The organism is Pseudomonas qingdaonensis, assembly GCF_018398475.1.
GTDB classification, from domain to species: domain Bacteria; phylum Pseudomonadota; class Gammaproteobacteria; order Pseudomonadales; family Pseudomonadaceae; genus Aquipseudomonas; species Aquipseudomonas palmensis.
On sequence record NZ_CP074676.1, the window covers coordinates 1961445 to 1975269 of the forward strand.

General features: G+C 66.4%; 6 protein-coding genes. 1 reads left to right on the forward strand and 5 read right to left on the reverse strand.

The window, feature by feature from the left end; all coding sequences use genetic code 11:
• Window positions 1-31: 31 nt before the first annotated feature.
• From KH389_RS09130 to KH389_RS09150, 5 genes are all read right to left on the reverse strand, one after another.
• Window positions 32-610, reverse strand: a complete 579-nt coding sequence (locus KH389_RS09130; protein ID WP_054915566.1) for a DUF6162 family protein — start codon at window positions 608-610, stop codon at window positions 32-34.
• Window positions 607-945 carry a hypothetical protein gene (locus tag KH389_RS09135; RefSeq protein ID WP_058542015.1) on the reverse strand — a complete coding sequence of 113 codons (339 nt, stop codon included), beginning with the start codon at window positions 943-945 and terminating at the stop codon, window positions 607-609. Before KH389_RS09135 ends, KH389_RS09130 begins: the two co-directional genes overlap by 4 nt.
• Window positions 945-1484: a thiamine pyrophosphate-binding protein gene (locus tag KH389_RS09140; RefSeq protein WP_078480229.1), complete on the reverse strand. Its 540-nt coding sequence runs from the start codon at window positions 1482-1484 to the stop codon at window positions 945-947. The genes KH389_RS09135 and KH389_RS09140 overlap by 1 nt, the downstream gene beginning before the upstream one ends.
• Window positions 1481-2680, reverse strand: coding sequence for a PepSY-associated TM helix domain-containing protein (locus KH389_RS09145; RefSeq protein ID WP_213607241.1), 1200 nt, complete (start codon window positions 2678-2680; stop codon window positions 1481-1483). The genes KH389_RS09140 and KH389_RS09145 overlap by 4 nt, the downstream gene beginning before the upstream one ends.
• A gap of 198 nt (window positions 2681-2878) precedes the next feature.
• Complete coding sequence (locus KH389_RS09150) at window positions 2879-3841, reverse strand: siderophore-interacting protein (protein WP_104572903.1); 963 nt, start codon at window positions 3839-3841, stop codon at window positions 2879-2881.
• Window positions 3842-4013: 172 nt separating this feature from the next.
• Here KH389_RS09150 and KH389_RS27505 point away from each other — a divergent pair, with 172 nt between their 5' ends.
• A complete protein-coding gene (locus KH389_RS27505; RefSeq protein ID WP_213607242.1) occupies window positions 4014-13820 on the forward strand; it encodes a non-ribosomal peptide synthetase in 9807 nt (3268 codons plus the stop codon).
• Window positions 13821-13825: the final 5 nt, after the last annotated feature.

The window sequence follows — 13825 nt, forward strand, 5'->3', positions numbered from 1 at the left end:
AGGCGGTCTTCTCTCAAGTGTATCCGTGGGTTCAGTGCCGATGCTGGCGAGTGACCCCGGCATCGAATTGCGCGACGACCTGTTGCCAGCCCGCAGCGCTCAAGGCGGCGTCGCTGAGGTCGTGGGGGGCGGTGAGGTCGGTGCTGCGGTTGAGCCAGATATCGGCCGGGCTGTCGGGCTGTGCGCCCAGGCGCATCAGGAACGAGCCGGCCACTTCGCTGGCCTGGCTGAGCCCCAGGTAGGCGCCGCCTTCGAGCAACTGCCAGGTGTGGCCGCCACGGCTCACGGCGCTGGCGTCGCGGGCGAACGGGGCGTAGCCCTCGGCATCCAGCTCGGCCGGGGTGGGCAGGCGCTGTTCTTCCTGCTGACGCAGCTGGATCTCCTCCAGGGTAACCCGCAGGTCGGCGTATACCCCTTGCTCGCCGGCCGTGAGGTCGCGGCGCGCATCGAACTGATGGGCCGCCACTTCGCTGGTTTCGGTGGTTTCGCCGCGCCAGCTGACCACCGCGCCGGCCACCAGCAGCACCAGGGCGCAGAACAGCAGCACGTACAGCGTTTCATGGCCGGCACCGGCCGGGCGGATGGTCTGGGTCGTGGTCGGGGTGCTCATGGTGCCTCGATGTCGGCCTGGTCGATTTCCACCACATGACCGGGGCCTGCGTCGAACAGCACGTAGAACTCGGCATCGGGGCGCTTGAAGGTGAGCTTGGAGTCTTCGCCCAGCTTGCCGGGCACCAGGATGCTTTCGTCGTAGCCGATCACGTCGAGGGTTACGCCGGGGGCGCCGCTGCCGTCGGAAAAGCCGCCGATGCACTGGATCTGGCCGCCTTCGATCTGCTTGCATTCGCAGATCGGGTTGTGGGCCAGCGCCAGGTTGCTGAAGGTGGCGAGCGAAGTGAGCAGTGCCGCGCCACCCAGGCGACGCAGCAGGTCAGAAACAGGCATCATTTGCCTCCTTGTTTTTGAAGCCAGGCGACAGTGCTTGGCGAGGCCTTGCTGAGCGGGACCGAACCCTGGTGCATGCTGCCGTCCCAGCCTTCCATGGTCACCCATAGTTCGGCGTCGGGGCTGGTCTTGAGCGGCACCGGCACCGTGGCGCCCATGCGGTAAGGGGAACCGAAGAAGATTCCGCCGGCGGCGCGCAAGCTGCGCGGCTTGCCAATACGCAGGTAGGTGGCCTTGACCTGTGGGATACAGGCTTCGCACAGGCTGGCGTTGAAGCTCTTCATGTAGCCGGCCGGCCCGTCCTGGCGCGGCGCCTCGTTGCGCAGCTCGGCCAGCTTCAGGCTCCAGGGGCCGACCTGGACCTCGCCGATCTCGCGTTCGCCCAGGCCCACGTCACCGCGAAACAAGGCCGCATCAGCAAAGTACTTGGGCATGAAACCCAGCGGTACCAACAACAGCAGTATGTTGATGTGAAAACGCCATTTCAGCCAGAACTGGCGCAGGCGCGAAGGCGGTTGTGCAGCGATTGCCTTGCTCATGCCTGGCTCTCCGAAGGGGTAGGGGTGGCAGCGGCGGCGCGCTTGGCGCGTGCCGGTTTTTCGCTGCGCTTGAGCGCAGCGGCGGTGGCGATGGCGGTGCGCTTGGTCCAGATCAGCAGGCCGCTGAGCACCATCATGCTCAGCAGCAGGCCGAACACGAACCAGATCAGCTTGATCCAGATACCGCCGAAATCGCCGGTATGCAGCGGGCGCATCGACTCGGTGACGAATTCGAGCTTGCTGCGGTCGGACAGCAGCTCATGGGCCTCGACCACGCCACTGTAGGGGTTGACCGATGCGGTCTGGAACATCAGCGGGTACCAGCTGCGCCCACCCACTTCGGTGTGGCTGTAGGCGTTGCTCGGCAGGCTGATGAAGCTCACGTCCAGCCCCGGGATCTTGTCGATGGCGATCTTTTCGATGGCATCCAGGCTCAGCACCGGGGCCGGCTGGCCGGCGGGCGCGGTGGGCACGTTCTCGCGGGCGATCACCGGCAGCACCTGGTTGCTGGAAATCGAGATCTGGTTGTCGAACAGAATCGCCTGGATCAGGAACCAGGTACCGGTGATCGAGATGACCGCGATGAACCAGATCGACCAGATCCCGCTCAGGCGGTGGAAGTCGCCCCAGAAAATCCGCGCACCGTGCTTCAGGCGCAGGGTCGGCTTGAGAAAGCCCTTCCAGAAGCGCTTGTACACCACCAGCCCGGTGACCAGCGAGGCCAGCATCGGCAGCCCCAGCAGCGACACCAGGTACCAGCCCCAGCTGTAGCCATTGGTGAACGGCACCAGCCACCAGCCGTGCAGGGCGCGGGTAAAGGCCTGGAAGTTGAACTGCGCCGCCTCGCCCTGGACCACCCCGGTGTACGGGTTGACGTAGAGCGTGGTGGAGCGCGAGTCGGGGTAGGTGACGCTGACGGTCAGGGCGAAATGCGATTCGTCCGGGCGCACGATGGTGCTGACATACACCCCCGGCTGCGCGGCCTCGACGGCGGCGCGCACCTGGTCGAAGCCCAGCATCGGCGGGTCGCCGTCGGGTTTGGAGGCGCGGACCTCGGGCTGCGCCAGCCAGACGATTTCCTGGCTGACCACGGCCAGCGTCCCGGTGAAGCAGACGATCAGCACGAAGAACCAGATCGGCAGGGCTAGCCAGCTGTGGACCAGAAACCAGAGTTTTGAACGTGACTTTTTCGACATTGGGCAGGCAACTTCGATTCGGAGTGTGGTGAGCATGAGGTTCCGGAGCACGGGGTGTCTGGGCTCAGGCTCGCTCGAAAGGGTGCAGTGGTAATTGTTAGGACGAATGAGAAGCAGAAATCCTGCACTAAAAAATGCAAGCAAATGTTTCCAAGGCTCCCGGCCTGCCGCCGGGAGCCCTGTTGAACCCCGCTGGTGCTACTCGAACGTACGCCCGGCGCGCCAGTAGCCCATCAGGGTCAGCGCGTTGCGGTCCAGGCCCTGTTCGTTGATCAGAAAGCGCCGGATCTGCATCACCGCAGCCGATTCCCCGGCCACCCAGGCGTAGAAGCTCTGGTGGCTGGCGCTGGCACGTTCCCAGAGGATCTGCTGGTCGATGTCCACCTCCTCGAGGCGCGTGTCGGCGGGCGGGCGTCTGGCGGGCAGGGTGGCCAGCTGGGTCACGGCATGCACCATGGCCTGGCCCTGGATACGCTGTTGCTGGTCGCGTGGCAGCCAGTGCAGGGTGGTGCTGGCATTGCAGCGCAGGGCCAGGCAGTCCTGTTGCAGCGGCACCTCTACATAGGCTTCGACCTGGGGCGGGTCATCTTGCCCGGCGAGGGTTTCGAGAATGCCGGCAATGGCTGGCAAGGCGGTTTCATCGCCCACCAGCAGAATGTTGCGCACCCCGGCGGGCGGGTTCCATTCGTAGCCCCCGGGGTCGCCGGCGAAGGCCAGGTTGGGTGCCAGGATCTGCAGACGGTCGCCTGTGCGGGCGTGGGTGGCCCAGGCCGAGGCGGGGCCGTTGACCCCGTGCAGTACGAAATCGATATCCACCTCGGCCTGTTCGCGGCGCAGGGCACGGATGGTGTAGGTGCGCATGGGCGGGCGGCTGGCCTCGGCCAGGGCGCGGCGGGCTTCGTTCCAGTGCAGGTCGTTGGGCAGTTCGGGCGGGCTGCCGTCGGCGGCGGGGAAGAACAACTTGACCCGTTGATCGGCAGCCAGGGTGTGCATCCGGGCCACGTCCGGGCCGGTGAACACCAGGCGGCTCAGCGACGGGCTCAGTTGGATGCGTTGCTTGAGGGTGACATCGAACAGGCGGTAGGCGCGCTCGGGCTGTGCGCCGGCCAGCTTGCGCAGGCCGCGCCCGACGGCGCGGGTCAGGGAGGAGGCGGAAGTCATGGCATGCACCTTCTTGCTACGGGTTCCCTAGATAGACGGCTAGCGGCACGGCTGATTTAGCCGCGAGCAATGAACGGGGGCCGTGGCGGTGTTTAATTTTTCCTGGGGTGTATCCGTTTCGTAGGGATAACCGGGGCGCTGCCCGCTATCCACCCTGCACGGAAACCATTCGATGAATGCTGAGAAGTCCCTCCAACTGGCCTGTCGTTTCATCGAGCTGGCGCCGGAAAAGCGCAGCCTGTTTCTGCAGGCCCTGAGCAAGGAAGGCCTGGACTTTTCGCAGTTCCCGATTCCTGCCGGGGTCCAGGTGCCGGACCGCCAGGCGTTGTCCTATGCGCAGCAGCGCATGTGGTTTCTGTGGCAGCTGGACCCGCACAGCGGCGCCTACAACCTGCCGGGTGCGGTACGCCTGAACGGCGTGCTGGATGTGGCGGCCCTGGAGCGTGCGTTCAGCCTGCTGGTGGCGCGTCACGAGGTGCTGCGCACGGTGTTCCGCTCGCAGCCCGATGGCAGCGTGCAGCAGGTGCCGTTGGAGCATGCGGTGCGCCTGGAGCAACTGGACCTGAGCGCGGTGCCGGCCGCTGCGCGTGAAGCGCGGGTGCAGCACGAGGCGCAGCAGGAGTCGCTGCGTGCATTCGATCTGGCACAGGGCCCGCTGCTGCGCCTGCGCCTGCTCAAGCTGGATGAACAGGCGCACGTGCTGTTGCTGACCTTGCATCACATCGTCGCCGATGGCTGGTCGATGAATATCCTGATCGACGAGTTCGCGCGCGGCTATGACGCCTGTGCCCAAGGCCTTGCGCCGCAGTTCGAGGCGCTGCCGATCCAGTACGCCGACTACGGCCTGTGGCAGCGTCGCTGGCTGGAGGCCGGCGAGCAGGCGCGGCAACTGGCGTACTGGCGTGAAAAACTCGGCGACGAGCATCCGGTGCTGGAACTGCCGCTTGATTGCCCGCGCCCCTCGTCGCCCAGCTTCGACGGCGAGCGCCATTGCCTGACGCTGGACGCAGGGCTGGCCGAGCAGGTGCGTGGCTTTGCCCGGCAACACAACGTGTCGTTGTTCATGGTGCTGCTGGCGGTCTTCAACGTGCTGCTCTATCGCTACACCGGGCAGACCGACGTGCGCTTCGGCAGCCCCGTGGCCAACCGCAATCGCAGCGAGCTGGAAGGCCTGGTCGGCTTCTTCGTCAACACCCAGGTGTTGCGCACCCCGCTGGCAGGGCACATGAGTTTTCTCGAGTTGCTGCAGGCTACCCGCGACACGGTGAGCGGCGCGCAGTCGCACCAGGACCTGCCATTCGAGCGCCTGGTCGAAGGGTTGCAACTGGAGCGCAGCCTGAGCCATTCGCCGTTGTTCCAGGTGATGTTCAACCACCAGCCGCACGTGGCCGATGTGTCCGCGCTCAAGCTGGCCGGGGGCCTGCAACTGTCGATGCTCGACTGGCGCAGCCGTACCACCGAGTTTGACCTGAGCCTGGACACCTACGAGCAGGGCGGCCAGTTGCAGGTGGCCTGGACCTATGCCAGCGACCTGTTCAAGGCCGCGACCATCGAGCGCATGGCACGCCACTGGGTGGCCCTGCTGCAGGCCGTGGTCGCCACCCCGACGTGTCGCCTCGACGAACTGGCGTTGCTCTCGAGCGAGGAGCGCGAGTGTCTGCTCGAGCAATGGGGGCGTGCACCGCTGACCTGTCCCGACCTGCGCGTGCACCAGCGTTTCGAGGCGCAGGTGGCGCAGCGCCCGCAGGCCCTGGCGCTGATCTTCGAGTCGACGCAACTGAGCTATGCCGAGCTCAACCAGCGTGCCAACCGCCTGGCGCGCCACCTGGTGGCGTGCGGGGTAGGGCCGGAGGTGCCGGTCGGCATCGCGGTGGAGCGCGGCATCGACATGATCGTCGGGCTGCTGGCGGTGCTCAAGGCCGGTGGCGCCTATGTGCCGCTGGACCCGCAGTACCCGCAGGACCGCCTGCTGTGCATGATCGAGGACAGCGCCACGCCGCTGGTGCTGACCCAGACCCCGTTGCTGGCGCGCCTGGGCCTGCCGTGCGGGGTGCGCAGCCTGTGCCTGGACCAGGATGCGGCCTGGCGCCAGCTCGACGCCAGCGACCTGGCCAATACCGCCCATGCGCACAACCTGGCGTATGTGATGTTCACCTCCGGCTCCACCGGGCGCCCCAAGGGGGTGGGCATCAGCCACCTGGCGCTGGCCGGGCATGCGCAGGTCGCGCGTGAGTTCTCCAGGCTCGGGCCGGACGACCGGATCCTGCAGTTTGCCACCTTCAACTTCGATGCCTTCGTCGAGCAGTTCTACCCTGCGCTGATCTGCGGCGCTGCCGTGGTGCTGCGCGGCCAGGAACTCTGGGACAGCGAACGCTACTACCACGAGGTCATCGACAAGCAGGTCAGCGTTTCCGACCTGTCCACCGCCTACTGGAACCTGCTGGCCAAGGACTTTGCCGCCGCTGGCCCACGCGATTACGGCAAGCTCAGGCGCGTGCACATCGGCGGCGAGGCAATGCCACCTGAAGGGGTGGCAGCGTGGCGCCAGGCCGGATTGTCGCAGGTGGCGCTGCTCAACACCTATGGCCCCACCGAGGCCACGGTCTGTGTCACCACCCTCGAATGCGATGATTATGTCAGCGGTGTGCGCAGCACCCCGTTGAGCATGCCGATCGGTCGGGTGCTCGGCGGGCGCAGCCTCCATGTGCTGGATGCAAGCGGCGCACCGACGCCGGTAGGGGTGGTGGGGGAGCTGGTGATCGGCGGCGAGTTGCTCGCCCGTGGCTACTTCAACCGCCCGGGCCTGACGGCCGAGCGTTTCATCCCCGACCCGTTCGCCGCGCAGCCGGGTGGGCGCCTGTACCGCAGTGGCGACCTGGCCCGCTTCAATGCCGAAGGGGTGCTCGAGTACGCCGGGCGTATCGATCATCAGGTCAAGATTCGCGGGTTTCGCATTGAGTTGGGCGAAGTCGAGGCGCGCCTGCTCGAACAACCGGGCATTCGCGAGGCGGTGGTGTTGGCCCAGCCCGCTGCCGACGGCCTGCAGCTGGTTGCCTATGTGGTGCCCGGCGACAGCCGCCAGGCACTGGAGGCGCAGGCCCAGGCGGCGTTGCGCGAAGCGATCGGCGCACACTTGCGCGCGGTGCTGCCCGCCTACATGGTGCCGGCGTACCTGCTGTTTCTTGAACGTTTGCCGCTGAGCCCCAACGGCAAGCTGGACCGCAAGGCCCTGCCACCGGTCGATGCCAGCCAGGCCCAGCACACCTACGTGGCGCCGCAAAGCGCGTTGGAACAACAGGTGGCGGCGATCTGGCAGGACGTGCTCAAGCTGGAGCGGGTAGGGCTTGACGATGCGTTCTTCGAGATCGGCGGGCACTCGTTGCTGGCCACCCAGGTGGTGTCGCGGGTGCGTCAGGTGCTGGGGCTGGAGGTTGCCTTGCGTACCCTGTTCGAGCGCAGCCGGCTGGGCGACTTCGTGGCAGCGCTGGGGGGGCGGCAGGCCGCCGGCGAGCCCCCGTTCACCTGTGTCGAGCGCGGCCGGCCATTGCCGCTGTCGTATGCCCAGGAGCGCCAGTGGTTCCTCTGGCAGCTGGACCCGCAGAGCAGTGCCTATCACCTGCCGGCCGCCCTGCGCCTGCGCGGGGCGCTGGACGTTGCGGCGCTGCAGCGCAGTTTCGACAGCCTGCTGGCGCGGCACGAAAGCCTGCGCACCACATTCGTCGAGGTGCAGGGCGAGCCGCGTCAGCTGATTGCCGAGCAGGCCCGTGTCGATATCGACCTCCAGGTGCTGTATGCAGGGGACGATCCGGCGGCGCAGATCCAGGCTTGTATCGAGGCCCAGAACGGCCGCCTGTTTGCCCTGGACCAGGGGCCGCTGCTGCGGGTCAGGCTGCTGCGGCTGGCGGCGCAAGACCATGTGTTGGTACTGGTTCAGCACCATATCGTTTCCGATGGCTGGTCGATGCAGGTGATGGTCGACGAGCTGATCGCCTTGTATGCGGGCTACAGCCAGGGGCGCGAAGTTCAGTTGCCGGCCCTGCCGATCCAGTACGCCGACTTTGCCCAGTGGCAGCGCCAGTGGATGGAGGCCGGCGAGCGCGAGCGCCAGCTCGATTACTGGTGCCGGCAACTGAGCGGCGAGCAGCCGGTGCTGGAGCTGCCGAGCGATCGACCGCGGCCGGCCACGCGCAGCTTCAAGGGCGCGAAGCTGAACATCGTGCTCGATGCCGCACTGGCCCGTAGCCTGCGCGCGCTTTCCCAGCGCGAAGGAGTGACCCCGTTCATGCTGTTGCTCGCTTCGTTCCAGACCCTGCTGCACCGCTACAGCGGCCAGGCGCAGGTGCGGGTCGGGGTGCCGGTGGCCAGCCGCAACCGTCTTGAAACCGAGCGCCTGATCGGCTTCTTCGTCAATACGCTGGTGCTGGAGGCGAGGATTGGTGCCGATCTGTCGTTCGCCGAACTGCTGCAGCAGGTGCGCCAGACCACCCTGCAGGCCCAGGCCCACCAGGACCTGCCGTTCGAGCAACTGGTGGAAGCCCTGGAACCGGGCCGCAGCCTGTCACACAGCCCGCTGTTCCAGGTGCTGTTCAACCACCACAGCGAAGATGCCGGTGAACTGCGCGCCATCGAGCGACTGCCGGGCCTGGAGGTGGAGCGTCTGGACTGGGACAACCACACTGCACAGTTCGACCTGACGCTGGACACCACGGAAACGGCCGATGGCCTTTCGGCGATTCTGGTCTACGCCACCGACCTGTTCGACGCCGCGACCATCGAGCGTCTGGCCCGGCACTGGCAGAACCTGCTGCAGGCGATTGTCGCTGACCCGCAACAGCGCGTCGGCGAACTGCCGTTGCTCGACGCCAGCGAGCAACAGGCCAACCTCCAGCAATGGAACCCGGCGCCTGCGCAGTTCGCCAGCCAGCGCTGCCTCCATGAACTGATCGAAGCCCAGGCTGCGCGTGCGCCGGGCTCCATCGCGCTGACCCTGGGTGACGCCCAGCTCAGCTACCGCGAACTCAACGAACGCGCCAACCAGATGGCCCATGCGTTGATTGCCCAGGGCATCGGGCCAGAGGTGCTGGTGGGCCTGGCCTGCGAGCGCAGCCTGGAGATGGTGGTCGGTCTGCTGGCGATCCTCAAGGCCGGCGGCGCCTATGTGCCACTGGACCCGGCGTACCCCGAGGACCGCCTGGCCTACATGATGGAAGACAGCGGCCTGAGCGTGGTGCTGGCCCAGTCGCACCTGGGTTTGCCAACGCCGGCCGGGGTGCGCACGTTGCTGCTGGACGATGACTTCACTGGTTATGCCGCCAGCAACCCAGGCCTGACGCTTGACCCGGCCAACCTGGCCTATGTGATCTATACCTCCGGCTCCACCGGCAAACCCAAGGGCGCGTTGCTCGCGCACCACAACGTGCTACGCCTGTTTGCCGCCACCGAACACTGGTTCGCCTTCGGGCCGAGTGACGTGTGGAGCCTGTTCCACTCCTATGCCTTCGACTTCTCGGTGTGGGAGATCTTTGGTGCGCTGCTGTATGGCGGCAGGCTGGTCATCGTGCCGCAGGCCACCAGCCGGGCGCCGGAAGAGTTCTTCCAGTTGCTGTGCGAGCAGGGGGTCACCGTGCTCAACCAGACGCCATCGGCGTTCAAACAGCTGATGCAGGTGGCCTGTGCGCCGGCGCAAGCCGAGATGAAGCCCGCCCTGCGCTACGTGGTGTTCGGTGGCGAAGCTCTCGACGTGCACAGCCTGCGCCCTTGGTTCGAGCGCTTTGGCGATCAGCAGCCGCAACTGATCAACATGTACGGCATCACCGAGACCACGGTGCACGTCACTTACCGTCCTGTGTCGCTGGCCGATCTGGCCGGCGATGCGGCAAGCCCGATTGGCGAGCCGATCCCGGACCTGTCGTGGTACCTGCTCGATGCCGACCTGAACCCGGTGCCCAAAGGCGCCATCGGCGAGCTGTATGTGGGCCAGGCCGGCCTGGCGCGTGGTTATCTCAAGCGTGCCGATCTCACCGCCACGCGCTTCGTGCCCGACCCGTTCTCGGCTCGCGGCGAGCGCCTGTACCGCACGGGCGACCTGGCGCGTTATCGCCAGGATGGCATCGTCGAATACGTCGGCCGCATCGACCATCAGGTCAAGATCCGCGGCTTCCGCATCGAACTGGGTGAGATCGAGGCACGTCTGGTGCAACAGGCTGCGGTGCGCGAAGCGCTGGTGCTGGCGGTGGACGGGCCGAGCGGCCAGCAACTGGTGGGTTATGTACTGCCCCACGATAACGACGCCGACCCCACGGCCCTGCGGGAAGAACTGAAAACCCGACTCAAGGCCGAACTGCCGGACTACATGGTGCCCACGCACCTGTTGTTCCTGGAGCAATGGCCACTGACGGCCAACGGCAAGCTCGACCGCGGCGCCTTGCCGGCGCCGGATGCGAGCCTGCTGCAGGCCGAGTACGTGGCGCCGCAGGGCGAACTTGAACAACAGATCGCCGCCCTCTGGCAACAGATGCTCGGCTGCGAGCGTATCGGCCGTACCGACGATTTCTTCGAGTTGGGCGGGCATTCGCTGCTGGCCACCCAGGTGATCTCGCGGGTGCGTCAGGTGCTGGGCTTCGACGTGGCCTTGCGCACGCTGTTCGAACACAGTCGCCTGGCGGATTTCGTCGCCACGCTGGATGCATTGAAGCGCATTGACGAGCCTGCGCTGGTCGCGGTCGAACGCGGCGTGCCGCTGCCGCTGTCCTACGCCCAGGAGCGCCAGTGGTTCCTCTGGCAGCTGGACCCGCAGAGCAGTGCCTATCACCTGCCGGCGGCCCTGCGCCTGCGCGGGCCGCTGGATGTGCCGGCGTTGCAGCGCAGCTTCGATGCGCTGGTTGCGCGGCATGAGCCGTTGCGCACCCGGTTCGTCCAGGTGGACGCCCATGTCAGGCAGGTCATAGACCCAGCGGCGCCGCTGCCTATCGACTTCGAGGTGCTGGCGCATGTGGCTGATCGCACGGCGCAGATCCAGGCTAGTGTCGCGGCTGAAAGCAGCCGCCTGTTTGCCCTGGACCAGGGGCCGCTGCTACGGGTCAAGCTGCTGCGCCTGGCCGAGGACGACCATGTACTGGTGCTCACCCAGCACCATATCGTCTCGGACGGCTGGTCGATGCAGGTGATGATCGACGAACTGATCCGTCGCTATGGCGCTGGCATCAGCGCTCAGGAACTGGTGCTGCCGGAACTGCCGATCCAGTACGCCGATTTCGCCCAGTGGCAGCGTCAGTGGCTGGAGGCAGGCGAGCGCGAACGTCAGTTGCGCTACTGGCTGGAGCAACTGGGGGGCGAGCAGCCGACGCTGCAGTTGCCCACCGACCGTGCCCACCCCGCCCAGCGCAGTTTCCACGGCGCCAGGCGCGATGTGGCGTTGGACGCCGGTCTGACACGCGGGCTGCTGCAACTGGCCCGCGAGTGCGGGGTTACCCCGTTCATGCTGTTGTTGGCCTCGTTCCAGGCGCTGCTGCACCGCTATAGCGGCCAGGACGATATTCGTGTCGGAGTGCCGGTGGCCAACCGCAACCGCCTGGAAACCGAGGGCCTGATCGGCTTCTTCGTCAACACCCTGGTACTCAAGGCTCAGGTGAGCGGGCGACAGGCGTTCACTGCGCTGCTGGAGCAGGTGCGCCAGGCCACCCTGCAGGCCCATGCGCACCAGGACCTGCCGTTCGAGCAATTGGTGGAGGCGCTGCAGCTGGGCCGCAACCTGGGGCGCAGCCCGTTGTTCCAGGTGCTGTTCAACTACCAGGCGCAAACCCGGAACGGGCAGGGGCTGCAGCCGTTGCCGCACCTGCAGGTGGAGGCGTTGCAGTGGGATACCCATACCGCACAGTTCGACCTGTCGCTGGAGGTGTTCGAGCGTGAGGAGGGCATAGCGGCTTCGCTGACCTTTGCCACCGACGTGTTCGAGGCCCACACCATCGAACAGATGCTGGGGCACTGGCAGAACCTGCTGCAGGCGATTGTCGCTGACCCGCAACAGCGCGTCGGCGAACTGCCGTTGCTCGATGCCCGCGAGCAACAGGCCAACCTCCAGCAATGGAACCCGGCGCCTGCGCAGTTCGCCAGCCAGCGCTGCCTCCATGAACTGATCGAAGCCCAGGCTGCGCGTGCGCCGGGCTCCATCGCGCTGACCCTGGGTGACGCCCAGCTCAGCTACCGCGAACTCAACAAGCGCGCCAACCAGATGGCCCATGCGTTGATTGCCCAGGGCATCGGGCCAGAGGTGCTGGTGGGCCTGGCCTGCGAGCGCAGCCTGGAGATGGTGGTCGGCCTGCTGGCGATCCTCAAGGCCGGCGGTGCGTATGTGCCACTGGACCCGGCGTACCCCGAGGACCGCCTGGCCTACATGATGGAGGACAGCGGGCTGAGTGTGGTGCTGGCCCAGTCGCACCTGGGTTTGCCAACGCCGGCCGGGGTGCGCACGTTGCTGCTGGACGATGACTTCACTGGTTATGCCGCCAGCAACCCAGGCCTGACGCTTGACCCTGCCAACCTGGCCTACGTGATCTACACCTCCGGCTCCACCGGCAAGCCCAAGGGCGCGTTGCTCGCGCACCACAACGTGCTACGCCTGTTTGCCGCCACCGAACACTGGTTCGCCTTCGGGCCGAGTGACGTGTGGAGCCTGTTCCACTCCTATGCCTTCGACTTCTCGGTGTGGGAGATCTTTGGTGCGCTGCTGTATGGCGGCAGGCTGGTCATCGTGCCGCAGGCCACCAGCCGGGCACCGGAAGAGTTCTTCCAACTGCTGTGCGAGCAGGGGGTCACCGTGCTCAACCAGACGCCATCGGCGTTCAAACAGCTGATGCAGGTGGCCTGTGCCCCCGCCAATGCAGCAGCCAAACCCGCCCTGCGCTACGTGGTATTCGGTGGTGAAGCTCTCGACGTGCATAGCCTGCGCCCTTGGTTCGAGCGCTTCGGCGATCAGCAGCCGCAACTGATCAACATGTACGGCATCACCGAGACCACGGTGCACGTCACTTACCGTCCTGTGTCGCTGGCCGATCTGGCCGGCGATGCGGCAAGCCCCATCGGCGAGCCGATCCCGGACCTGTCGTGGTACCTGCTCGATGCCGACCTGAACCCGGTGCCAAAAGGCGCCATCGGCGAGCTGTATGTGGGCCAGGCCGGCCTGGCGCGTGGTTATCTCAAGCGTGCCGATCTCACCGCCACGCGCTTCGTGCCCGACCCGTTCTCGGCCCGCGGCGAGCGCCTGTACAGCACGGGCGACCTGGCGCGTTATCGCCAGGATGGCATCGTCGAATACGTCGGCCGCATCGACCATCAGGTCAAGATCCGGGGCTTCCGCATCGAACTGGGTGAGATCGAGGCACGTCTGGCGCAACAGGCTGCGGTGCGCGAGGCGTTGGTGCTGGCGGTGGACGGGCCGAGCGGCCAGCAACTGGTGGGTTATGTACTGCCCCACGATAACGCCGCCGACCCCACGGCCCTGCGGGAAGACCTGAAAACCCGGCTCAAGGCCGAACTGCCGGACTACATGGTGCCCACGCACTTGTTGTTCCTGGAGCAATGGCCACTGACGGCCAACGGCAAGCTCGACCGCCGCGCCCTGCCGGCGCCGGATGCGAGCCTGTTGCAGCGTGAGTATCTGGCGCCGCAGACCGAGCTGCAGCAGCGCATCGCCGCCATCTGGCAGCAGGTGCTGGGCTGCGCGCAGGTCGGCCTGGCCGACAGCTTCTTCGAGCTCGGGGGGCACTCGCTGCTGGCCACCCAGGTGATCGTGCGCCTGCGCGAGCAGTTGGGACTGGAGGTACCGCTCAAGGACCTGTTCATTGCCGAGGATCTGCTGGCGTTCAGCGCCAGCGTGCAAGCCTTGCAGGTCGACACCCAGCCGGTGGAGGACGAATTGGCTAAATCTTTGGCTGCCCTCAAACGTTTATCAGCTGAAGAGCTCGAGAAGCTGATTTCATAACCAGG

Bases quoted from the DNA above. Each gene is read 5' to 3' on its own strand.
- KH389_RS09135 (WP_058542015.1), bottom strand. From the start codon at position 945: ATGCCTGTTTCTGACCTGCTGCGTCGCCTGGGTGGCGCGGCACTGCTC.
- KH389_RS09145 (WP_213607241.1), bottom strand. From the start codon at position 2,680: ATGTCGAAAAAGTCACGTTCAAAACTCTGGTTTCTGGTCCACAGCTGG.
- KH389_RS09150 (WP_104572903.1), bottom strand. From the start codon at position 3,841: ATGACTTCCGCCTCCTCCCTGACCCGCGCCGTCGGGCGCGGCCTGCGC.
- KH389_RS27505 (WP_213607242.1), top strand. From the start codon at position 4,014: ATGAATGCTGAGAAGTCCCTCCAACTGGCCTGTCGTTTCATCGAGCTG.
- KH389_RS09140 (WP_078480229.1), bottom strand. From the start codon at position 1,484: ATGAGCAAGGCAATCGCTGCACAACCGCCTTCGCGCCTGCGCCAGTTC.
- KH389_RS09130 (WP_054915566.1), bottom strand. From the start codon at position 610: ATGAGCACCCCGACCACGACCCAGACCATCCGCCCGGCCGGTGCCGGC.